The organism is Loktanella fryxellensis (assembly GCF_900110065.1).
GTDB lineage: Bacteria > Pseudomonadota > Alphaproteobacteria > Rhodobacterales > Rhodobacteraceae > Loktanella > Loktanella fryxellensis.
In genome coordinates this window covers 80,753-101,837 of the sequence record NZ_FOCI01000006.1, presented here as the reverse complement: position 1 = coordinate 101,837, position 21,085 = coordinate 80,753, and the positions used below count along the sequence as shown (strand labels likewise).

The following is a 21,085-nucleotide window of genomic DNA, read 5'->3' as shown; positions in this document are numbered from 1 at the left end:
GATGCACCTGATATTCCGCGAAAGCCATGGGCTGGAGGATGGCGGCACCGCCACCGATCTGGGGCAGGACCCCGCGGATCTGGTGGTGCTGTCGCTGTCCGACAGCGACCTCGGCGCCTTCGCGGCCGGGTGGCATCGCGGCGGGGACGGCATGCCGACCCTGCGGCTTGCGAACATCGCGGCGCTGAAGCATCCGCTGTCGGTCGATACCTATGTGGAGCGCACGCTGTCCGGTGCACGCGGCATCCTGATCCGCCTGATCGGCGGCGTGCCCTACTGGCCCTACGGCTTGCAACAGATCGCGGCACTGGCCCGCGCCAAGGGCATCGCGCTTGCGGTGCTGCCCGCCGATGGCCGCGCCGATCCGCGACTGGATGCGCTGTCCACGGTGCCCGCCTCGACCCTCAAACGGCTGGCCAGCCTGTGCGACACCGGCGGTGCAGTGGCGGCACAGGCGGCGCTGGCGCAACTGGCGCTGGCGGCGGGCCTCTATTGTCGCCCCGTGCCAGGGGCCAAGACGCTGCCGCAGGTCGGTGGCTGGACGCCGGAACATGGGGTGACCTGCCCTGCGGTGGCGATGTGGGACGCGGCACGGCCGCTGATCGCACTGGTCTTCTACCGCTCGTACCTCGTGGCCGCCGACACCGCCCCGATGGCGGCCCTGACCGAGGCGTTCCGCACCCGCGGCTTTCGCGTCATGGGGCTGTTCGTGCCGTCGCTGAAGGCACCGGGCGCGCGGGGTTGGCTGGCGGGTCAGGTGGCGCAACTCGCCCCGGTGGCGATCGTGAACGCCACGGCGTTTTCCGGGCGCGGCGGCGATGGCACCTCGCCACTCGATGCAGCGGGTGTGCCGGTGTTTCAGGTGGCGCTGGCGACGTCGTCGCGCGCCGCATGGGCCGGGGCCGCGCGGGGGCTGTCGCCAGCGGACCTTGCGATGCATGTGGTCCTGCCAGAGGTCGATGGCCGCATCATGGCCGGCGTGGCCTCGTTCAAGGAGGCGGGGGTGCGTGATCCGGATCTGCAGATCGCCCGCACGCAGCATACCCCGGATGCGGACCGCATCGGTGCCATCGCCGACCGCGTGGCGGGCTGGCACCGCATGGCGGCGACGCCCGCGCAAGACCGCCGGGTGGCGCTGGTGCTGAGCACCTATCCCGGACGCGGCTGGAACATGGCGCATGCGGTGGGCCTCGACGCGCTGGCCTCGGCAGAGGCGATCCTGAGCGATCTGACAGTGAGCGGCCATGGCATCGCCGCCGGTGCGCCGCTGGCGGATGCGTTGCGGAGTGAGCGCATTTATTGGCCGCTGCGCGCCTATCGCGCTGCACTCTCGCGCCTGCCGGACGCCCTGCGCGCCGACCTGACCGCGGCGTGGGGCGCGCCGGAGGACGATGCGGACGCAGGCCCACAGGGCTTCGCCTTTGCCGCCGTGCGGCGGGGCACGGCGCTGGCGGCCTTGCAGCCCGAACGCGGCACACCGCACCTGCGGGACGCGGAATACCACGATCTGGCCCGCGTGCCGCGCCACGCCTATGTCGCGTTCTATCTGTGGTTGCAGGATCAGGCCGACGCGCTGGTGCATATCGGCGCGCATGGTACGCTGGAATGGCTGCCGGGCAAGGCGGTGGCCCTGTCGGCGGACTGTTGGCCCGCCGCGCTGACCGGCGACCTGCCGGTGATCTATCCCTTCATCGTCAACGATCCCGGCGAGGCGGCGCAGGCCAAACGCCGGATCGGGGCCGTCACGCTGGGGCACATCCCACCGCCGCTGAAGCCATCGGGCACCCCGCATCGGCTGGTGCGGCTGGAGGCGCTGCTGGATGAATTCTCAAACGCCGACGGACTCGATCCGCAGCGGCGCGACCGCCTGACCCGCGACATCCGCGAGGAGGCACAGGCCTTGGGCATCGCCGCCGATCTGGGGCTGGCAGCGGACGCGGACATGGCCGAGGCGATGACGCGCATCGACCGCTTCGTGTGCGACGTGAAGGACAGCCAGTTCGGCGACGGCCTGCACGTCTGGGGCAGGATGCCGAGGGCAGTGGTGGACGTTGATGCGGTGGCGGCCCACGCCACCGTGCCAAGCCCCACCGCCGCTGTCACAGGTCGCATCCCTGCCGCCAACAGTCACGCCCTCATCGCCACCGCCGACACGCCCGCCGCTGCCGCCCACATGCCCATCGCCACCGCCGCTGTTCTCACGCCCACCGCTGCCGCCATCGCCGCCGCCATCGCGGGCGAACGCCGGGCGCTGCCGGATGCGCTGGCGGGACGGCGGATCGCGGGCGGGCCGTCCGGGTCGCCTTATCGCGGGAGGACCGACGTGCTGCCCACCGGGCGCAACCTGTTCACCACGGACCCGCGCAGCGTGCCGACCCGCGCCGCCTATCGCCAAGGTTTGCTGCTGGCGGACGAGCTGATCCGCCGCCACCTGCAGGACGAGGGCGACTATCCGCGCGGGCTGGTCGTGGACCTGTGGGGGTCCGCCACCATGCGCACGGCGGGCGAGGAATTCGCCATGGCGCTGGCGCTGCTGGGCGTGCGGCCCCTGTGGGACGAAGGGTCCGAGCGTGTGTCGGGCATCGAGGTGCTGCCGATCGCGGAACTCGACCGGCCGCGCATCGACGTGACCCTGCGCGTGTCGGGCCTGTTCCGCGACGTGTTCCCTGACCTGTCCGCCCTGTTCCAGCAGGCGGTGCGCGTGCTGGCGGGCCGGGACGAGGCGGCGGACTGGAACCCCCATGCGGGCGGGCCTGCGGGCGCACGGGTCTATGGCCCGGCACCGGGCAGTTTCGGCCTTGGGATCGGGCAACACCTTGGCGCGTATGACGCAGCGGGGCGGGAGGCGGCGGGTCAGGCGTGGCTGGCGGCCTCCGGCTGGGCGCTGGACGGGGCCACGCAGACCCGCGACGCGGCGGGCATCCGGGCGCGTGTGGCGGGGGCCGATGCCTTTGTCCACCTGCAGGACCTGCCGGAAACCGACCTGCTGCTGGCCGAGGATTACGCTACCCACGAGGCGGGCTTTGCCGCAGCACAGGCGGTCGCGGGCGGGCGCAAAGCGCGGCTCTGGCACCTCGACACTACCGACCCCGCCCGCCCCCGCGCCCGCGCACTGACCGAAGAAATCGCCCGCGTCGTGCAGGCCCGCGCGGCGAATCCCGCATGGATCGCAGGCATGCGGCGCCACGGCTATCGCGGCGCGGCAGAGATCGCCATGACGCTGGAAAACATGGCCGCCTTTTCCCAGTTGGCGGACGTCGTGGGGGCGCATCTGTTCGACATCTACTATGACGCGACGCTGGGGGACGCGGACGTGACCGCCTTCATGGCAGAGGCCAACTCGGAGGCACTCGCCGCGATGCGCGACCGTTTTGCGGCGCTGCATGCGGCGGGCCTGTGGCAGTCGCGGCGCAATGCGATCGTAGCGGAGCTTGCGGTGCCATGACCGCGCCCGCGATCAGGGGCTGGTGTCCGGGCGCGCATCGCCCGATGGCATCGGGCGACGGGCTGGTGGTGCGCGTGCGGCCGCCGCTGAACACGCTGACGCCCGCGCAGGCGCTGGGGCTGGCGGATCTGGCCGCGCAGCACGGCAACGGTCTGATCGACCTGACGGCCCGCTCCAACCTGCAACTGCGCGGCGTGACCGAGGCCAGCCATGCGCCGCTGCTGGCGGGGCTTTCGGCGCTGGGGCTACTGGATCACGACGCGGACCGCGAGGGGCGGCAGAACATCGTGATCGATCCTTTCCGGGTGCCGGACGATGGGCAGGACCGCATCGCGCAGGGGCTGAGCACGGGGCTGACCGCCACGGACCTGCGGCCGCTGCCGTCGAAGTTCGGCTTCGCCGTCGATGCGGGACCGCTGCGACGGCTGGACGGCATCAGCGGCGACATCCGGGTGGAGGCGTCTGGCGAGACGCTGCTGGTGCGGGCCGATGGCCATGCCACGGGGCGGCGCGTCGCAGATGCTGCACAGGCGGTGGACCTCGCGCTCGCGCTGGCGCGGTGGTTCATCGCGTCAGGCGGCGTCGGGGCCGACGGGCGCGGGCGCATGGCGCGGCATCTGGCGGCGGGGGCGGTGTTGCCCGCCGCTTTCGCAGGTGACGCCTTGCCCAACGCCGCCGCCGCACCGCCACCGCCGGGGGCGTGCGACATGGGCCTGATCGTGGCCCCGGCCTTTGGTCAGTTGACGCCAGCCGCCCTGCGCAGCCTTGCCGCGACAGGGGCCACCGCGCTGCACATCACGCCGTGGCGGATGGTGCTGCTGACGGGGGTGACGCATTTACCCTCGCTGCCCGACCTGATCACCGCACCCGGTGATCCGCTGTTGTCGGTCGTCGCCTGCACCGGCGCGCCCGGCTGTCCGCAGGCAAGCGTGGAGACACGCGCCCTCGCCCGCCGTCTGGCACCGCACCTGGCCCCGGGCGCCCGCCTGCACGTGTCGGGCTGTGCCAAGGGCTGCGCCCTGCCGCGCGCCGCCACACTGACGCTGATAGGGCGGGCGGGGCGTTTCGACCTTGTCCGCAACGGGACCGCGTGGGATGACCCCGTGCAGCGCGGGCTGGACCCGGATGACATCGCAACCCGGATCGGGGAATAGAACATGCCCTATACCTACGTCACCGACGGCGCCGCGATCTACGAGGAAAGCTTCCGCACCATCCGGTCAGAGGCGGATCTGGCGCGCTTCGACACCGACGACGAAGGCGTTGTGGTGCGGATGATCCATGCGGCTGGCCTCGTGGGGCTGGAGGCGCATGTGCGCCTGTCGCCCGGCATGGTCGCCATCGCCCGCGCTGCCCTGCATGACGGCGCACCCGTGCTGTGCGATGCCCGCATGGTCAGCGAGGGGATCACGCGCAAGCGCCTGCCCCGCGACAACGCCGTGATCTGCACCCTGAACGACGCGGGCGTGCCCGAGATGGCGAAGGCGATGGGCACCACAAGGTCGGCGGCGGCGCTGGAATTGTGGCGACCCCATCTGGCCGGGGCCATCGTCGCCATCGGCAACGCGCCCACGGCGCTGTTCCATCTGCTCGAGATGCTGGAAGACCCCGCCTGCCCCCGCCCCGCCGCGATCATCGGCTGCCCCGTGGGCTTTGTCGGGGCGGCGGAATCCAAGGCGGCGTTGTGGGAGGCCGCACCCGTGCCCTGTCTGATCGTGGACGGGCGGCTGGGCGGCAGCGCCATCACCGTCGCCGCCGTCAACGCCATCGCGAGCCGCGCGGAATGAGTGCCCAAGGGACATGCGGCACCGTCTATGGCGTGGGCCTCGGCCCCGGCGATCCCGAGCTGATGAGCGTGCGGGCCGACCGCCTGCTGCGGGCCGCCACCCACGTCGCCTATTTCCGCAAGGCGGGCAACGCGGGCCGCGCGCGGACCACGGTGACTGGGATGCTGCCTGCGGACGTGACCGAGATCCCGATGGATTATCCGGTGACGATCGAGATACCGCTGGACGATCCGGCCTATGCGGCAAGTCTGTCGGGCTTCTATGCGCAGGTGGCGGGCTGTCTGCGCGATCTGGCGCGGGGTGGGGCCGACGTGGTCGTGCTGTGCGAGGGCGATCCGTTCTTCTACGGCTCGTTCATGCACCTCTATACCCGGCTGAAGGACGACGTGCCGGTGCAGGTCGTGCCAGCGATCACCGGCATGTCGGCGGCCTGGACCGCGACGGGCATCCCGATCACATGGGGCGACGACGTGTTGTCCGTGCTGACAGGCACCATGCCGCAGGCCGACATGGTGCGGCACATGACCGCCGCCGATGCGCTGGTGGTGATGAAGGTGGGCCGCAACCTGCCCCGCGTGCGGGACGCATTGGCGCAGGCGGGCAAGCTGGACCGTGCGTGGCTGGTGGAATGTGCCAGCATGGACGCGCAGCGGGTGGTGCCGCTGGCGCAGGCGGGCGACCGGACGGTGCCCTATTTTTCCATCGTGATGGTCCACGGTCAGGGGCGGCGACCATGAGGGGCCAATCGTGAGGGCCCGATCATGAGGGAATGCGCATGACGGGCTGGCTGGTCGTCGCAGGCCTCGGCCCCGGCGACGAGGCACTGGTGACGCCGCAGGTCAGCGCGGCGCTGGCCGAGGCGACCGACATCGTGGGCTACATTCCCTACGTCCGCCGCATCGCACCGCGACCGGGTCTGACGCTGCACGCGACCGACAACCGGGTGGAGCTGGACCGGGCGCGTCACGCGCTTGAGATGGCGCAGGCGGGACGCCGCGTCGTCGTCGTCAGTTCCGGCGACCCGGGGGTGTTCGCCATGGCCTCTGCCCTGTTCGAGGCGGTCGAGGCGGGGCCGCTGTCGTGGCGCTGCATCGACATCCGGGTGTTGCCGGGCGTCACTGCGATGCTGGCGGCAGCGGCGCGGATCGGTGCACCGCTGGGGCACGATTTCTGCGCGATCAACCTGTCCGACAACCTCAAGCCATGGGACGTGATCGCGCGCCGCCTGACGCTGGCGGTGCAGGCGGATTTCGCCATAGCGCTCTACAACCCCCGCTCTGCCTCGCGTCCCGATGGGTTCGGGCACGCACTGGACCTGCTGCGCGGGGTGTGCGAGCCGGGGCGCATCCTGATCTTTGCCCGCGCCGTCACCACGCCAGAGGAATCGCTGCGCGTCGTCACGCTGGCAGAGGCCACGCCCGAGATGGCCGACATGCGCACCGTCGTGCTGATCGGGTCGTCGGCCACGCGGATCATCCCGCGCGACGGGACACCCATCGTCTATACGCCGCGCAGCGCCGCGTCATGAGCCAGCCAGTCGAGGACCGCCGCCGGATCGTGCACCTCGTGCCGCGCAGGCAGTACGGGGCGGTCGATCATGACGACCGGCAGGTGCAGGGCGCGGGCGGCGGCGATCTTGGCGCTGGCCCCGGTGCCGCCCGCGTTCTTGGCCACGACGATCCGGATGCGGTGACGTTCCATCAGCGCCCGGTCGGCGTCCGCCGCGAACGGGCCGCGGTCCACGATCACCGTGGTGCGCGGCAGGGGCAGCGGACAGTCCGGCGGATCGACGAGGCGCAGCAGGTAGTCATGCTGCGGTTGGGGTGCGAAGGCCGCCAGATGCATCCGCCCCACGGCCAGCATGACGCGGGTGGCGGGCCGGTCCAGCGCCGCGACGGCACCCGCGATGTCGGGCACATGCAGCCAGTCGTCGCCGTCTTGCCGCTGCCACGCGGGGCGCGTCAGCGCGATCAGCGGCACGCGGGCCTGCGCACAGGCGGCCAAGGCGTTATGGCTCATCTGCGCGGCAAAGGGGTGGGTCGCGTCGATCACATGGGTGATGCGCCGCGCAGTGAGATAATCCACCAGCCCCGCCACGCCGCCAAAGCCACCGACGCGGGCAGGCAGCGGCTGGCGCGTGGGATGTGCAACCCGGCCCGCGAAGGACACGGTGCCCTGCAATCGCCGCGCGGCCAGCAGGGCGGCCAGCGCCGAGGCTTCCGTTGTGCCGCCGAGGATCAGGAGGTTGGGTGACATGACGCGTCCTTGGCTGACCATTGTCGGGCTGGGCGAGAATGGCCCGGACGGCCTGCCGCCCGCAAGCCGCGATGCGCTGGACGGGGCAGAGGTCGTGATGGGCGCCGCGCGGCATCTGGCGCTGGTGCCGGACACAGGGGCCGAGCGCATCGTCTGGCCGGTGCCCTTCGCCGCCGGGCTGGCGGTGCTGGCGGGGCTGCGCGGGCGGCGTGTGGTCGTGCTCGCCAGTGGTGATCCGTTCTGGCACGGGGCCGGGGCGGCCATTGCGCGCGACTTTGCGGCGGGGGAATGGACGGCGCTGCCTGCACCGGGTGTCTTCTCTCTGATCGCCGCACGGATGGGCTGGGCGTTGGAACTCACCCTCTGCCTCGGCCTGCACGCGGCCCCATTGACGCGGCTGCGCCCGCATCTGGCCCCCGGCCTGCGGGCGATCGTGCTGCTGCGCGACGGGGCGGCGGTGGCGGCGCTGGGCGATTACCTGACGGCGCAGGGGTTCGGGGCGAGTGCGCTGACAGTGTGCGAGGCGATGGGCGGGCCGCGCGAACGGGTCACACCTGTGCAGGCGGATGCCGTGCAGGGCGCGTTCGCACACCCAGTCGCGGTGGCGTTGACCGTGGCGGGCGACGGCATGGTGATGCCCTGCGCCAGCGGGCTGGAGGATGCGACCTTCGACACGGACGGGCAGATCACGAAACGCCCGATGCGGGCGCTGGCGCTGTCGGCCCTTGCGCCCCGCCCGTCAGAATTGCTGTGGGACATCGGCGGCGGATCCGGGTCCATCGCCATCGAGTGGCTGCTGTCGCATCCCACCACGCAGGCGATCAGCGTAGAGCCGCGGCCTAACCGCGCCACCCGCATCCGCGCCAACGCCGACCAGCTGGGCGTGGACCGGCTGACGGTCGTCACCGGGTCGGCACCCGCCGCACTGGACGGCCTGCCAACCCCGCAGGCGGTCTTCGTCGGCGGCGGGCTGTCGGTGGCGCTGCTGGTGGACCTGACCGCGCGGCTGGCCCCCGGCACGCGGCTGGTCGCGCATGCGGTCACGCTGGAGTCCGAGGCGTTGCTGGCCACATGGGCGGCGCGGCGTGGCGGCGAGTTGCTGCGCATCGCGCTGGCAGAGGCGACGCCGCTGGGGTCCAAACGCGGCTGGACCTCGGCCTATCCGGTGGTGCAGTGGCGGGTGGTGCTATGATCGTCGCGGGCTTCGGCTTTCGCGGGGCGGCGACGGTGGCCAGTCTGTCGGACGCGCTGGCGCGGGCGGGCGGCGCAGGTGTTGCGCTGCTGGCCACGGCGCAGGACAAGGCGGCGACCGACAGCTTTACGGCATTTGCCACAGCGCTGGCCCTGCCCATAGCCGCGATCCCGGCGAATGAACTGTCGCGTCAAACCACCCTGACCCTATCGCAGGCGTCCCTTGCCGCCCGCGACACCGGCAGCGTGGCAGAAGCCGCCGCATTGGCCGCAGCGGGACCGGGGGCACGACTGCTTGCACCGCGCGTCGTCTCGGGCGATGGGATGGCGACCTGCGCGCTGGCCAAAGGAGCAGACACATGACCGTTCACTTCATCGGGGCAGGCCCCGGCGCGCCGGACCTGCTGACGCTGCGCGGGCGCGACCTGATCGCGGCCTGCCCGGTCTGCCTCTATGCCGGGTCGCTGGTGCCTGCGGCGGTGCTCGCGCATTGCCCGCCGGGCGCGCGGATCGTGAACACGGCGGCGCTGGATCTGGATGCGATCATGGCAGAAATCGCTGACGCCACGGCGCAGGGCCACAACGTGGCGCGGCTGCATTCCGGCGACCTTTCGGTCTGGTCCGCGATGGGCGAACAGGTGCGGCGGCTGCGCGGCATGGGCATCGCCTATACCGTGACGCCGGGTGTGCCGTCCTTTGCCGCCGCCGCAGCGACGTTGGGGGTCGAACTGACCCTGCCCGGCGTGGCGCAGTCGGTGGTGCTGACCCGCACCCCCGGCAGGGCCAGCGCCATGCCGGAGCGTGAGACGCTGGCCGCCTTCGGCGCGATCGGGGCCACGCTGGCGCTGCACCTGTCGATCCAGAACCTGTCGCGGTCGGTGGCCGACCTGATCCCGCATTACGGTGCGGACTGCCCCGTCGCCGTGGTCTGGCGCGCCAGCTGGCCGGACGAGCGCGTCGTCCGCGCCACGCTGGGCACCGTGGTGGACGCGATGCCCGAGGGGATCGAGCGGACGGCGCTAATCCTCGTCGGCCGCGCCCTTGGGGACGGTGATTTCGGCGAGAGCAGGCTTTATGCCGCCGATTACGACCGGCGTTATCGTCCGCAATCGGCGGACAGCCCGTGGGCGGAATGGACCCCTGCGGATGACTGACGCGCGCGGCTGGCCGCCGGGGCTGATGATTGCGGCCCCCGCATCGGGCACCGGCAAGACGACGGTGATGCTGGGGCTGCTGCGGGCGCTGGCCGACGACGGTCTGGTCGTGCAGCCTTTTAAATCCGGTCCGGACTACATCGACCCGGCGTTCCACCGGGCCGCCAGCGGGCGGGCGTCGTTCAACCTCGATACATGGGCGATGGATCAGGGATTGGTCGGCGCCATCGCGGCGCAGGCGGCAGGGGCCGACATCTGCGTCGGCGAAGGGTCGATGGGCCTGTTCGACGGGGTCGCCACGCGCGGTCAGTCCGGGTTCGGCAGCAGCGCGGAAACCGCCCGCGCGATGGGCTGGCCCGTGGTGCTTGTGATCGACGTGGGCGGTCAGGCGCAATCGGCGGCGGCTGTGGCGCTGGGGTTCGCGCAGTTCGATCCGGAGGTGCCCTTCGCCGGCGTGATCCTGAACCGCGTCGCGTCACCACGCCACGAGCGGTTGATCCGGCTCGGCATGGACCGCGCCGGGGTGCGGGTGCTGGGCGCGTTGCCACGGCGCGGCGACCTAAGTCTGCCGGAACGGCACCTCGGCCTCGTGCAGGCGTCCGAACATCCGGACCTCGACGCCGCCATCGCGGTCTATGCGCAGTTCCTGCGCGACCATGTCGACCTGTCCGCGATCAGGGCCGCTGCCGGGGGTCATGCGCCCGTCGGTGCCACCCACCTGCCGCGCCCGCCTGCCCAGCGCATCGCGCTGGCGCAGGATGCGGCGTTCTCGTTCACCTATCCGCATCTGGTGCAGGGCTGGCGCGATGCGGGGGCCGAGATCATCCCGTTCTCGCCGCTGGCGGATCAGGCCCCAGATGTCACCGCAGACCTCGTGTGGCTGCCCGGCGGCTATCCCGAGTTGCATGCGGGCCGTCTGGCGGCGGCGGGCACCTATCTGGCGGGCCTGCGCCGCCATGCGCAGACGCGGCCCGTGCACGGCGAGTGCGGCGGCTACATGGCGCTGGGGACGGCGCTGATCGACGCGGACGGCACGTCGCATGCCATGGCGGGGTTGCTGGGGTTGGTCACGTCGTATCAGGCGCGGCGGTTCCATCTGGGCTACCGGCGGGCGGTGCTGCGTGCGCCGATGCCGGGGGCCGCGGCGGGGACCGCGTTGCGGGGACACGAATACCACTATTCCACGATTCTCGATCAGCCGGACGCACCGCTGGCCGCGGTGGCCGACGCGGATGGCAATCCGGTGCCCGAGACGGGATCGCTACGGGGCCACGTCACCGGCACGTTCTTTCACCTCATCGCAGGAGAGGGCGCATGACCGGCTTCGTCAGTTTCGTGGGCTCGGGTCCCGGCGATCCTGAACTGCTGACGCTGAAGGCGGTGGACCGCCTGCGCCGCGCCGATGCGGTGCTGTTCGACGACCTGTCGGCGGGGCCGATCCTGTCCCATGCCGGACCGGGTTGCGATCTGGTCGGCGTCGGCAAGCGGGCGGGACGGGCGTCGCCCAAACAGGACCACGTCAGTCGCCTGCTGGTCGAATACGCGCAAGGCGGCGGGCGCATCGTGCGGCTGAAATCCGGCGACGGCGGCCTGTTCGGGCGGCTGGAGGAGGAGTTGATCGCCTTGCGGGCGGCTGGCATTCCCTATGAGATCATTCCCGGCATCGCCTCGCCCTTTGCCGCCGCCGCTGCGGCTGGCATTCCGCTGACGCGGCGGTTGACCGCACGGCGGGTGCAGTTCGTGACGGGGCATGACGCAGAGGGGCGGTTGCCGCCCGACCTCGACCTCAGCGCCCTGGCCGATCCGGCGGCCTGCACCGTGGTCTTCATGGGCAAGCGGACGTTTCCGGCGCTGGCCGCCGCCCTGATCGCGCGCGGTCTGCCCCCCGACACGCCCGCCCTGCTGGCCGAGGCGGTCGGCACGCCGGAGGCGGCCAGCCTGCGCACCACGGTGGCGGAACTGGCCGAGCGGCTGGCGGGCGACGTGGGGCACAAGCCCGCGCTGATCCTATATGGCCCGTTGGCGGAGGGCGACTGATGGACCTGTGGCTCATCGGGATGGGCACCGGCAACCCGGAGCATGTGACGCTGGAGGCGCGGCGCGCCCTGCGCGAGGCGTCGCTGGTGCTGATCCCCCGCAAAGGCGCGGGCAAGGACGATCTGGCGGATCTGCGGCACACCATTCTGCGCGCCTGCGACTGCACCGCGCGAGTGGTGGAATTCGACATGCCGGTGCGCGACGATGCCCTGCCCTATGCGGACCGGGTGGACCGCTGGCACGACGCCATCGCCGTGATCTGGGCGGATGCCATCGCGCAAGCGCAACTGACGGGTCCGGTGGCGCTGCTGGTCTGGGGCGATCCGGGGCTTTACGATTCCACGCTGCGCATCGCGGACCGCCTGACGCCGCGCCCGCGGGTGCGCGTGGTGGCGGGCATCACCGCGCTGCAGGCCCTGACGGCGGCCCATGCGATCCCGTTCAACACGGTGAACGGGGCGGTCACGGTGACGACCGGGCGGCGGCTGCGCGTCCACGGCTGGCCCGTGGGGGCGGATACGATCGTCATCATGCTGGACGGCGACTGCGGCTTCCGCACCCTCGACCCCGATGGCCTGCACATCTGGTGGGGGGCCTATCTGGGGATGGCCGAACAGGTGCTGGTCGCCGGTCCCCTCGGGCAGGTGGGCGACAGGATCGTCGCCACCCGTGCAGCGGAGCGCGCCCGGCACGGCTGGATCATGGACACCTATCTGTTGCGGCGGGGCGGTTGACGGCGCCGCACCTGACCGACAGCACACAGGCCGCGATGGCGATGGACCGGGGCGGTCCCGTCGACTAGACCTTGCGTCAACGGGTATGGTCAGGTGGGCGGCGCGTGGCAGGATCGGGCACATTCACACGGCGGACGGCGCTGTTCGGTGCAGGGTTGGTCGCGGGCGGGCTTGCGACGCGGGCGCTGTCGCCTTCGCTGCCGTCGTTGACGGGTCTGCAGCCCATGGCCCCGCGCCCGGTCCCCGGTCGCCTGAACGACGCCAGCGGGTTGAGCGAGACTCCGGTCCACAGCCACATCACCCTGACGCAGGATCACGGCACGGCCCTGACCGACGCCATTCGTGCCGAATTGCGCGAGGCACGGATGGCGGGGCGCTGCGTGAACGTCGGTGCCGCGCGGCATTCGATGGGTGGTCAGGCGATCCCCCGCGACGGCCACGCGATGACGTTCGACAATGCGGGCATCGACCTCGATACCGCGGCGCGGACCATGCGTGTGCATGCGGGGACCCGCTGGCGCGACGTGATCGCTGTGACCGACCCGCTGGGGCTGGGGCCTGCGGTGATGCAGTCCAACAACGACTTCGGCGTGGGGGCCACGTTCTGCGTGAACGCCCACGGCTGGCCGGTGCGGCGTGGCCCGATGGGCAGCACCGTGCGCGAGATCGAGCTGATCCTGCCCGACGGCGACCGCGTGACCTGCTCGCGCGACCGGGAGGCGGAGCTCTTCGCCATGACGATGGGCGGTTACGGCCTGACCGGGATCGTCACGCGGCTGGATGTGGACCTCGTCCCGAACCAGCGTCTGGAGCCGACGTTCGCCCAGATGCCGGCCGACGATTTCGCCACAGCCTTTACCACCGCCATCGCGGATGATGCGGTGACGATGGCGTACGGTCGTCTGAACGTGGACCGCGAGGCTTTCATGTCGCAGGCGTTGCTGGTGACCTACCGCGCCACGGCGGATCAATCCGACCTGCCGCCCGCCACAGGATCGGGGTCAGCCGCGCGCATCGCCAGCCGCATCTATCGCGCGCAACTGGGCCGCGAGCGGATGAAGGACGTCCGCTGGTGGTTCGAGACGGATCTGGCCCCGCGCGTGGCCGGTGGTCCCGCCACCCGGAACAGCCTGATCAACGAACCCGTGGCGACACTGGACGACCGCGATCCCGCGCGCACCGATATCCTGCACGAATACTTCGTGTCGCCGGACCGGTTCGGCGAATTCCTTGCCTTATGCCGCGCGGTGATCCCCGGCAGCTATCAGGAGTTCCTGAACGTCACCCTGCGGTTCGTGGACACGGACCCGGACAGCTGGCTGGCCTATGCCCCGGTGCCGCGCATCGCCGCCGTCATGTCGTTTTCACAGGAAATGACGGCACGCGCCGAAGCCGACATGGCCCGCATGACGCAAGCGATGATCGACGGCATCGTGGCGATCGGCGGCACCTATTACCTGCCCTACCGCCTGCACGCGCGACCCGAGCAATTCGCGCAGGCCTATCCCCGCGCCACAGCCTTCGTCCGCGAAAAGCGGCGGCTCGATCCCGGCCTGCTGCTGCGCAACGCGCTGTGGGACACCTATCTGGAGGCGCTATGACAGGTCTGCAAAAGGTCGCTGCCGTCTATGCCGCGATCCTGCTGGGGGCAGCGGCACTGAACTATATCCCCGGCGTGCCGGATGCGGGCGGGCTGGCCTTTGGCATCTTCGCGCTCGACCCGTTCGACGACGCGCTGCATCTGGCCTCCGCGATCTGGGCTGCGGTGGCGGCATGGTTGGGGGTGCGGGCCAGCCGGTCGTTCCTGCTGATCTTCGGCGCCCTCTATCTGGGCGACGGGGCGCTTGGCCTGCTGACGGGGTGGGGCTACCTCGACTTCGGGATCTTCACCAACCCGTCGCTGGGGCCGTCCTTCAGCCTGCTGCGCATCCTCGCCAACCTGCCGCATATCGGTCTTGGCGGTGTGGCGCTGGCGATCGGCCTGTGGGCGCGGCCCCGGTGAGGCGGCTTCTGGCCGCCGCACTGGCGCTGGTCGCCACGCTGGCGGGGCTGTTGGCGGCGCTGGTGGCGGTGCCCGTGGGCTATGTCGAGCTGGCCTGCCGCCCGCAGGGCGCGGCGGTGCCCTATGCGGCAATCCTGCCCCCCGAACACCACCGGCCAGAGGGGCGGACCCTGCTGACCTATCCCGAATGGCACATCGTCCACGCCTATGCCGACTATGCCGCGGTGATCCGCACCGATGACCCGCACGATTACGGCTATGTGGCCGGGATCGCCGGGTTCTGGGGGTCGCTCTGCGACCTGTCGCGCGCCTCCGGGCCGCATGGTGGCTTTCCGGGGGCGTTCAAGTCGACGGTCTACACGATCGGCGTCAGCTTTACCGTCGAGCTGCTGGCGAAGGCGGCCTACGAGGAGACGCTGGGGCGCATCGCCGTGGCGATCCGTGGTGCGGACCGCGCACCGCTGGACGATCTGTCGGCCACGCAGGCCGCCGCCTATGCCGCGTTTCTGCGGCAGGTGCCGTGGTATCGCTGGGACTTTGCCACGGACGCCGCCGCACTGGATGCAGCTGCAACCGACACGTTCCGCGACACGGAACGCCGTGCGGCGCTGGGGGCGGAATACGGCATCAAGGCAGCCTATGCACAAGTGATCGGGGCGGCGGTGGCGGTCATGCCACCCGATGCGCTGCGCCTGCGGATGATCGTCCGCGGCCTCGACGCCACCACACTGTCCGGGTTGCCGGAGGTGACCGTGATCCGCACCCGCCCCGAAGGGGTCGAGATCGACACGCCACGCTATGCCGCGCTGACCATGCTGTTGCAGCAGATGGCGGCGGAGGGGGGCGACTTCGTCGAGATCGCGGGCAACGACGACATCCTGATGACGGTGACGACGGATGCGGAAGAGGCGGAGGGGGCCCTGAGCAGCATGACGCGGCAGGGCTCGCGCGACAGGCGGCACCTGATCCTGCTGCCCGTCACGGCATTGGCACAGCGCCTGCGGGACATGGACGGAACGAATGTGACGCTGGAGCACATCCATGACTATTAAGGGCGGCCTTGCCGGTGGCACCGCCCTGCTGGCCGGGTGGATCGGCGTGCTGGCGCTGGTCATGGTGGTGTCCGATGCGGCACCGGGCGCGCTGGTGCTGTTCCCGCCGCACGATCTGTTGGCGGGTCTGCCGCGCGACGTGGCCGTGGCGGGCATCGGGCGGCACTGGATCAGCGTGACGGCACAGGGCGGCGACCTGACGGCAGCGCTCTATGACGCCGGGGCGTGGATCGTGCTGCCTGCAGGGCTGCAGGGCTGTCTGCCGACAGGCTGAAGGACCGGCGGACGCATGAGAGGCGGCGGGTGGCCTGCGCCGCTGCCACAAGGGCGCTTGCATATCCTGATCGTATTAGTCAGATATAGGGGCGAGATGGTCGTGGGCCATCGCGATCCTGTGGAAGACCCCTGTCATGCCCCTGTCCGATGCCCGTGACGACCGCCACATCGACGGCCCCATCCCCTTCGCGGCATTGGCAAGCGACCCCGTCCGCCTGCGCGCGTGGCTGGACCGTCAGGATGCCGCCGGCGCGGGGTGGGACGACAAGGCCGCCGCTGCATCTCTGGTCGGGCGAATGGGCTGGGACTGGGTCTGCGCCGCTGCCACGCAGCATCTGGGCGCAGAACGTGCGGCAATCGACGGCGGCATCGCTGCGGATACCCTGCACCTCGTGGCGGCGCATTGGCTGTCGTCCGACGCTGCACCTTACCCGATGCTGACCTGCCGCGTCACGTTGGCGGGGCCGCGGATCGAAACCTCCCGGGCCCTCGGGCAACGGTACGTTGCGGCGTTCGCACCGCTGATCGCACAGGTCGGCATCCTGACCGGGCTGCCACCCACGGCACAGTGGCGACTGCTGGCGGATGCCCTGCACACCGGCTGCCTTGCGGTTGGTCGGGACCTGGGCTGCATCGATGCGGCGATGGACCTTGCCCGTGCCGGTCTGATCGCGGCGGGCGCGCCGCTGTGGAACAGGCAGGTCCACTATCGCCATTTGTCCGCAACCCGCGCCGACGGCACGACTGCTTCGGACTGGTTCACCTTTCGCGGCGGCTGTTGCCGGCATTACACGACACCGGGTAGGGCGACCTATTCGACCTGCGTGCTGCGCTGCGACGACGACCGCGCGGCCCGGCTGGAGCGGTGGTTGCAGGACCAGCCACAGCGCAGCGACCAGCAGCTCCCTGTCCCGCTGGCCGCGACCAGGTAGGGCACCGCACCGCGACCGTCCCTGCCAATTGGTCGCGTTGACGCCGGACGGCCGCACACCACCTTTGCGCCCAACCGACAGGATGAAGCCGCATGACCGACTGGACCCCCACCCGCAGCGCCGCGGATGCCGCGATGGCAGACTTTGCCCCCCGCATGGGTCGCCGCTATGCCAACGGTCGCAACACCGACCACGGCCCCGGCGCGCATACTGCGGTGTCCACCCTGTCGCCCTACACCCGCCGCCGACTGGTCACCGAACAGGATCTGGTCGCCACCGCGCTGGCCGCCCACGGCCCCGCAGGCGCCGAAAAATTCGTCCAGGAGGTGATCTGGCGCGGCTACTTCAAGGGCTGGCTGGAGCGCCGCCCGCAGGTCTGGGACAGCTACCGCCAAGGGCTGGAGGCGGATCTTGCCGCCCTCGACCGGGACCGCAGGCTGCGCCGGGACGTGGACCGGGCGATGGACGGGCAGACGGGGATCGACTGCTTCGACGCGTGGGCCACGGAACTGGTCGAGACGGGCTATCTGCACAACCACGCGCGGATGTGGTTCGCCTCGATCTGGATCTTTACCCTAGGGCTGCCATGGCGGCTGGGGGCGGATTTCTTCTATCGCCACCTGCTGGATGGCGACGCAGCGTCCAACACGCTGTCATGGCGCTGGGTCGCCGGGCTGCATACGCGGGGCAAGCCCTATCCCGCCGATCCACAGAACATCGCGACCTTCACCAATGGCCGCTTCACCCCGCGCCGCAACGATCTGGCCGAGGTGACACAAGGGCTGGAGGCGACGGAGCCCGACGGCCTGCCGTCAGTCCTGCCGCTGCGCGACGTGATGCCGCCGCAAGCGGGCCGGCCCACAGCGCTGCTGCTGACGGACGAAGATTGCCGGGTCGAGGATTTCACCGTCGATGCCCTCGACATCCGCACCACGGCGACACTGATTGCCAGCCACCTGCGGTCCCCCTTGCCCATCGCCGACCATGTGACGGCGTTCGAGGCGGGGGCGCTGGCCGATCAGGCACGGCGGCTGGGGCTGGTCGCCGTGCCGCTGCACGCTGGCGACCCGGCGGCATTGGCGAAATGGGCCACGGCGGCAGGGGCCACGCAGATCGCCACGCCCTACGTGACGACTGGACCGCTGCGCGACTGGCTGGCGGCGGCGCAGCCGGATCTGGACCGCGCCGGGATTGTGTTGACCGAATGGCGGCGCGACTGGGATGCGGCGATCTGGCCGCATGCGACGGCGGGGTTCTTCAAGGTGAAGCAGCGGATTCCTCAGATCCTCGATCTGGTGCAGCCCGCATGATCCCCGTGGTGGTGATCGGGGCGGGCATGGCCGGCGTCGCCTGTGCGCGCAGGCTGGCGGATGCGGGGCTCGCGCCTGTCGTGCTGGACAAGGGGCGGGGCATCGGCGGGCGCGTGGCGACGCGGCGGGCGGATGCGATGCAGTTCGACCACGGCGCGCAATATGCGACGGCCCAGGGCGCGGGATTCGGTGCGGTGCTGGAGCGGCTGTCGCGCGACGGCGTCGTTGCCACATGGGACGACGGCAGCGGGCGGGCGCACCGCGTCGGCGTCCCCGGCATGTCGGCCCTGCCGAAGGCGTTGGCACAGGGGCTGGACGTGCGTCAGGGCGCACAGGTGCGCCGCGTGGTGCGCGACGGGGACGGCTGGCACGTCGATCTGGGCGCCGACAGTCTGCAGGTCGCCCGCGTCGTGATGACGGTGCCCGCCCCGCAGGTGGCGGGTCTGCTGGGCGCGGATCATCCACTGGTCGATGCGATCCGCGATGTCCGCATGGCACCCTGCCTGACGCTGATGGCGGCGGTGGACGCACCCGCCCCCTTTACCGTGCAGCGCGATGACGACGACGATCTGGCGTGGATCGCGCAGGACAGCGGCAAGCCGGGGCGGCCCGGCGGCACCCTCTGGGTGGCGCAGGCGTCGGAGGCGTTCAGTGTGGCACATCTGGAGGAGGATGCGGCCGGCGTGACCGCCCTGATGCTGCCGCTGCTGTGCGACCGGCTGGGGGTGAATGTGTCCGCCGTGACCCATGCGGCCAGCCACCGCTGGCGGTATGCCCGCACCACGCAGGCGCTGGGGCAGCGGTTCCTGAGCCAGGACGACACGCTGTTCGTCGGCGGCGACTGGTGCCTTGGCGCGCGGATCGAGGCGGCGTGGGACAGCGGCACCGCGATCGGCAACGCGATCCTGCAACAGCGATGAGCGTGCTGGCGGACCCCCGCATCGCCCGGCTGGTCACGCTGATCACGGCAGCACTGCGTCCGCCGCGGGGGGCACCCCGGATCGTGCTGGCGCTGGCCTTTGGGATCGTGTGCCACGCGGCGTTCGCCGCAGGTGTGCTGGCGATGATCTTGGCCATGTACCATGGGCTTGCCGAAAGCCTCGGGTCGGTGCCGTGGCCATGGGCGGTGCTGGCCAATGCGGCGCTGATCGCGCAGTTCCCCATCGTCCACTCGCTGCTGCTGACGGGGCGTGGGGGCAAGCTGCTGGCGCGGCTTGTGCCCGGACCGCATGGGACCACGCTGGCGACGACGAGTTATGCGATCATCGCCTCGATCCAGCTGCTGGCGCTGTTCGTGCTGTGGACGCCGTCGGGCATCGTCTGGTGGCGGGCCGAGGGGGCGGCGTTCTGGGTCATGACGACGCTTTACGGTGCAAGCTGGCTTGTCCTGCTGAAGGCCAGTTTCGACGCGGGCGCAGAGGTGCAGTCGGGCGCGCTGGGCTGGATGTCGCTGCTGGCGCGGATCAGGCCGGTGTTCCCGGACATGCCGACGCAGGGCCTGTTCCGCCTGATCCGCCAGCCGATCTACGTAGCCTTCGCCCTGACCCTGTGGACGCCACCCGTCTGGACACCGGACCAGCTGAGCCTTGCCATCGCACTGACCGCCTATTGCCTGATCGCGCCCCGGCTGAAGGAGCGGCGCTTTGCCAGCCGCTATGGCGACCGTTTCGCCACCTACCGCGCACAGGTGCCCTATGCCCTACCCCGCCTGACCCAAAAGGACCGCCCCGATGCGCAATGACCTGACGATCTACGACAGCTTCGCCGACCGCTGGTGGTCTGACGAGATCCGCTGGGTCCGCACGCTGAAGAACCTCGTGCCGGGCCGGTTGCGGTGGTTCGACCGACACATCGACTGGCAGGGCAAGGACGTGCTGGATCTGGGCTGTGCAGGCGGTTTCATGGCCGAGGCGCTGGCGCAGCGCGGGGCACGCGTGACGGGCATCGACCCCGCCGCCGATGCGATCCGCGCCGCCCGCGACCATGCCGCCCTGGGTGACCTCGCCATCGCCTATGACGTGGGCGTGGGCGAAGCGCTGCCCTACGGTGACGCGCAGTTCGATGCGGTGGTCTGCGTCGATGTGCTGGAACACGTGGCCGATCTGGACCGCGTGCTGGCCGAGGTGACGCGCACGCTGCGGCCCGGCGGGCTGTTCCTGTTCGACACGATCAACCGCAATCCCGTGGCGCGGCTGGCCACCATCACCTTGGCCGAGGACATTCTGCGGCTGCTGCCGCGCGGCACGCATGATCCCGCGATGTTCATCAAGCCGCGCGAGCTGCGCCGCGCGATGGAAGGCGTGGGGCTGGTCCCCGGCCCGGTCACCGGGCTGGGGCCGCGCGGGATCGACCGGCGCGGCGACCTGACCTTCGGTCCGCTGCCGCTGACGGCGGTCCTCTACATGGGCACCGCGCGCAAACCGGGAGGCGTGGCATGACCGGCCTGCCGCCCGAGGACGTGCAGTCCTATCCGCGCCCGCCCGCGCTGGAACCCGTGCCGCAGCGCATCCGGGTGCAACTGGGCAGCGCGATCATCGTGGACACGACCGCTGCGTGGCGCGTGCTCGAGACGCACCATGCCCCCAGCTACTACATCCCCGTGGGCGACGTGACGGCGACCCTGCGGTCGGTGACAGGCAGCAGCTGGTGCGAATGGAAGGGGGCCGCGCGGTATTACGACGTGATCGCGGGCGGGCGGACGGCGACGCGGGCCGCGTGGGCCTATGACACGCCCAGCGCCCGCTTTGCGCCCATCGCGGGGCATGTGGCGTTCTATGCCGGGCTGGTCGATGCGGCGTGGGTCGGCGAGGTGCAGGTGCAGCCGCAGCCGGGCGACTTCTATGGCGGCTGGGTGACGCCCAACTTGACGGGCCGGATCAAGGGGGCGGCCGGCACGCGGCACTGGTAGG

At 71.1% G+C, this 21,085-nt stretch carries 22 protein-coding genes; 21 read left to right on the top strand and 1 reads right to left on the bottom strand.

What is annotated here, in order from left to right; translation table 11 throughout:
• Position 1 precedes the first annotated feature (1 nt).
• From cobN to cobJ, 5 genes are read left to right on the top strand one after another with little or no spacing between them, the layout of a single operon-like run.
• Positions 2–3,445 carry a cobaltochelatase subunit CobN gene (gene cobN / locus BMX16_RS06525; RefSeq protein WP_089900519.1) on the top strand — a complete coding sequence of 1,148 codons (3,444 nt, stop codon included), beginning with the start codon at positions 2–4 and terminating at the stop codon, positions 3,443–3,445.
• Positions 3,442–4,599, top strand: a complete 1,158-nt coding sequence (cobG, locus tag BMX16_RS06520) for a precorrin-3B synthase (RefSeq protein ID WP_089900516.1) — start codon at positions 3,442–3,444, stop codon at positions 4,597–4,599. Before cobN ends, cobG begins: the two co-directional genes overlap by 4 nt.
• Positions 4,600–4,602: 3 nt before the next feature.
• On the top strand, positions 4,603–5,232 hold the full coding sequence (locus BMX16_RS06515) for a precorrin-8X methylmutase (RefSeq protein WP_089900514.1): 630 nt from the start codon (positions 4,603–4,605) through the stop codon (positions 5,230–5,232).
• Positions 5,229–5,969: a precorrin-2 C(20)-methyltransferase gene (gene cobI / locus BMX16_RS06510; protein ID WP_089900511.1), complete on the top strand. Its 741-nt coding sequence runs from the start codon at positions 5,229–5,231 to the stop codon at positions 5,967–5,969. Before BMX16_RS06515 ends, cobI begins: the two co-directional genes overlap by 4 nt.
• 38 nt (positions 5,970–6,007) lie before the next feature.
• On the top strand, positions 6,008–6,760 hold the full coding sequence (cobJ, locus tag BMX16_RS06505; RefSeq protein ID WP_089900721.1) for a precorrin-3B C(17)-methyltransferase: 753 nt from the start codon (positions 6,008–6,010) through the stop codon (positions 6,758–6,760).
• On the opposite strand, the gene BMX16_RS06500 is transcribed toward cobJ, so the two are convergent.
• Positions 6,733–7,488 (bottom strand): cobalt-precorrin-6A reductase, encoded by a 756-nt coding sequence (locus tag BMX16_RS06500; RefSeq protein ID WP_089900718.1) that lies wholly within the window; start codon positions 7,486–7,488, stop codon positions 6,733–6,735. The two genes, cobJ and BMX16_RS06500, sit on opposite strands and share 28 nt — an antisense overlap.
• On the opposite strand from BMX16_RS06500, the gene cbiE reads away from it, so the two are divergent.
• The 16 genes from cbiE to BMX16_RS06420 all read left to right on the top strand — a co-directional run bounded on the left by cbiE (position 7,487) and on the right by BMX16_RS06420 (position 21,084).
• Positions 7,487–8,680, top strand: coding sequence for a precorrin-6y C5,15-methyltransferase (decarboxylating) subunit CbiE (gene cbiE, locus BMX16_RS06495; protein ID WP_177174588.1), 1,194 nt, complete (start codon positions 7,487–7,489; stop codon positions 8,678–8,680). The genes BMX16_RS06500 and cbiE overlap by 2 nt on opposite strands.
• Complete coding sequence (locus tag BMX16_RS06490) at positions 8,677–9,042, top strand: cobalamin biosynthesis protein (RefSeq protein ID WP_089900506.1); 366 nt, start codon at positions 8,677–8,679, stop codon at positions 9,040–9,042. Before cbiE ends, BMX16_RS06490 begins: the two co-directional genes overlap by 4 nt.
• Positions 9,039–9,833: a precorrin-4 C(11)-methyltransferase gene (cobM, locus tag BMX16_RS06485; protein ID WP_089900503.1), complete on the top strand. Its 795-nt coding sequence runs from the start codon at positions 9,039–9,041 to the stop codon at positions 9,831–9,833. Before BMX16_RS06490 ends, cobM begins: the two co-directional genes overlap by 4 nt.
• The gene (locus BMX16_RS06480; RefSeq protein ID WP_089900500.1) at positions 9,826–11,151 is read left to right on the top strand and encodes a cobyrinic acid a,c-diamide synthase CobB; all 1,326 of its coding nucleotides are present in this window, start codon (positions 9,826–9,828) and stop codon (positions 11,149–11,151) included. Before cobM ends, BMX16_RS06480 begins: the two co-directional genes overlap by 8 nt.
• Positions 11,148–11,870, top strand: coding sequence for a uroporphyrinogen-III C-methyltransferase (cobA, locus tag BMX16_RS06475; RefSeq protein WP_089900496.1), 723 nt, complete (start codon positions 11,148–11,150; stop codon positions 11,868–11,870). The genes BMX16_RS06480 and cobA overlap by 4 nt, the downstream gene beginning before the upstream one ends.
• Entirely contained in the window at positions 11,870–12,604 is a 735-nt protein-coding gene (cobF, locus tag BMX16_RS06470) for a precorrin-6A synthase (deacetylating) (RefSeq protein WP_177174587.1), read from the top strand. Before cobA ends, cobF begins: the two co-directional genes overlap by 1 nt.
• Before the next feature lie 104 nt (positions 12,605–12,708).
• Positions 12,709–14,205, top strand: coding sequence for an FAD-binding oxidoreductase (locus tag BMX16_RS06465; RefSeq protein WP_089900490.1), 1,497 nt, complete (start codon positions 12,709–12,711; stop codon positions 14,203–14,205).
• Positions 14,202–14,606 (top strand): hypothetical protein, encoded by a 405-nt coding sequence (locus BMX16_RS06460; protein ID WP_089900487.1) that lies wholly within the window; start codon positions 14,202–14,204, stop codon positions 14,604–14,606. Before BMX16_RS06465 ends, BMX16_RS06460 begins: the two co-directional genes overlap by 4 nt.
• Complete coding sequence (locus BMX16_RS06455; protein ID WP_245731387.1) at positions 14,603–15,658, top strand: hypothetical protein; 1,056 nt, start codon at positions 14,603–14,605, stop codon at positions 15,656–15,658. Before BMX16_RS06460 ends, BMX16_RS06455 begins: the two co-directional genes overlap by 4 nt.
• Positions 15,648–15,932, top strand: a complete 285-nt coding sequence (locus tag BMX16_RS06450; RefSeq protein ID WP_089900484.1) for a hypothetical protein — start codon at positions 15,648–15,650, stop codon at positions 15,930–15,932. The genes BMX16_RS06455 and BMX16_RS06450 overlap by 11 nt, the downstream gene beginning before the upstream one ends.
• 136 nt (positions 15,933–16,068) lie before the next feature.
• On the top strand, positions 16,069–16,866 hold the full coding sequence (locus BMX16_RS06445) for a hypothetical protein (protein WP_089900481.1): 798 nt from the start codon (positions 16,069–16,071) through the stop codon (positions 16,864–16,866).
• Between the two features lie 92 nt (positions 16,867–16,958).
• Positions 16,959–18,176, top strand: coding sequence for an FAD-binding domain-containing protein (locus BMX16_RS06440; RefSeq protein ID WP_089900478.1), 1,218 nt, complete (start codon positions 16,959–16,961; stop codon positions 18,174–18,176).
• Entirely contained in the window at positions 18,173–19,096 is a 924-nt protein-coding gene (locus BMX16_RS06435) for an NAD(P)/FAD-dependent oxidoreductase (RefSeq protein ID WP_089900475.1), read from the top strand. Before BMX16_RS06440 ends, BMX16_RS06435 begins: the two co-directional genes overlap by 4 nt.
• Positions 19,093–19,917, top strand: coding sequence for a methyltransferase family protein (locus BMX16_RS06430; protein WP_089900471.1), 825 nt, complete (start codon positions 19,093–19,095; stop codon positions 19,915–19,917). The genes BMX16_RS06435 and BMX16_RS06430 overlap by 4 nt, the downstream gene beginning before the upstream one ends.
• The gene (gene ubiG / locus BMX16_RS06425; RefSeq protein ID WP_089900468.1) at positions 19,907–20,614 is read left to right on the top strand and encodes a bifunctional 2-polyprenyl-6-hydroxyphenol methylase/3-demethylubiquinol 3-O-methyltransferase UbiG; all 708 of its coding nucleotides are present in this window, start codon (positions 19,907–19,909) and stop codon (positions 20,612–20,614) included. Before BMX16_RS06430 ends, ubiG begins: the two co-directional genes overlap by 11 nt.
• Entirely contained in the window at positions 20,611–21,084 is a 474-nt protein-coding gene (locus tag BMX16_RS06420; RefSeq protein ID WP_089900465.1) for a DUF427 domain-containing protein, read from the top strand. The genes ubiG and BMX16_RS06420 overlap by 4 nt, the downstream gene beginning before the upstream one ends.
• Position 21,085 lies beyond the last annotated feature (1 nt).

Coding starts and splice junctions, on each gene's coding strand:
- cobM (WP_089900503.1), top strand. CDS start 9,039: ATGACCGTTCACTTCATCGGGGCAGGCCCCGGCGCGCCGGACCTGCTG.
- BMX16_RS06430 (WP_089900471.1), top strand. CDS start 19,093: ATGAGCGTGCTGGCGGACCCCCGCATCGCCCGGCTGGTCACGCTGATC.
- cobI (WP_089900511.1), top strand. CDS start 5,229: ATGAGTGCCCAAGGGACATGCGGCACCGTCTATGGCGTGGGCCTCGGC.
- BMX16_RS06440 (WP_089900478.1), top strand. CDS start 16,959: ATGACCGACTGGACCCCCACCCGCAGCGCCGCGGATGCCGCGATGGCA.
- ubiG (WP_089900468.1), top strand. CDS start 19,907: ATGCGCAATGACCTGACGATCTACGACAGCTTCGCCGACCGCTGGTGG.
- BMX16_RS06420 (WP_089900465.1), top strand. CDS start 20,611: ATGACCGGCCTGCCGCCCGAGGACGTGCAGTCCTATCCGCGCCCGCCC.
- BMX16_RS06460 (WP_089900487.1), top strand. CDS start 14,202: ATGACAGGTCTGCAAAAGGTCGCTGCCGTCTATGCCGCGATCCTGCTG.
- BMX16_RS06480 (WP_089900500.1), top strand. CDS start 9,826: ATGACTGACGCGCGCGGCTGGCCGCCGGGGCTGATGATTGCGGCCCCC.
- cobN (WP_089900519.1), top strand. CDS start 2: ATGCACCTGATATTCCGCGAAAGCCATGGGCTGGAGGATGGCGGCACC.
- BMX16_RS06490 (WP_089900506.1), top strand. CDS start 8,677: ATGATCGTCGCGGGCTTCGGCTTTCGCGGGGCGGCGACGGTGGCCAGT.
- cobA (WP_089900496.1), top strand. CDS start 11,148: ATGACCGGCTTCGTCAGTTTCGTGGGCTCGGGTCCCGGCGATCCTGAA.
- BMX16_RS06515 (WP_089900514.1), top strand. CDS start 4,603: ATGCCCTATACCTACGTCACCGACGGCGCCGCGATCTACGAGGAAAGC.
- BMX16_RS06450 (WP_089900484.1), top strand. CDS start 15,648: ATGACTATTAAGGGCGGCCTTGCCGGTGGCACCGCCCTGCTGGCCGGG.
- cobF (WP_177174587.1), top strand. CDS start 11,870: ATGGACCTGTGGCTCATCGGGATGGGCACCGGCAACCCGGAGCATGTG.
- BMX16_RS06445 (WP_089900481.1), top strand. CDS start 16,069: ATGCCCCTGTCCGATGCCCGTGACGACCGCCACATCGACGGCCCCATC.
- cobJ (WP_089900721.1), top strand. CDS start 6,008: ATGACGGGCTGGCTGGTCGTCGCAGGCCTCGGCCCCGGCGACGAGGCA.
- cbiE (WP_177174588.1), top strand. CDS start 7,487: ATGACGCGTCCTTGGCTGACCATTGTCGGGCTGGGCGAGAATGGCCCG.
- cobG (WP_089900516.1), top strand. CDS start 3,442: ATGACCGCGCCCGCGATCAGGGGCTGGTGTCCGGGCGCGCATCGCCCG.
- BMX16_RS06500 (WP_089900718.1), bottom strand. CDS start 7,488: ATGTCACCCAACCTCCTGATCCTCGGCGGCACAACGGAAGCCTCGGCG.
- BMX16_RS06435 (WP_089900475.1), top strand. CDS start 18,173: ATGATCCCCGTGGTGGTGATCGGGGCGGGCATGGCCGGCGTCGCCTGT.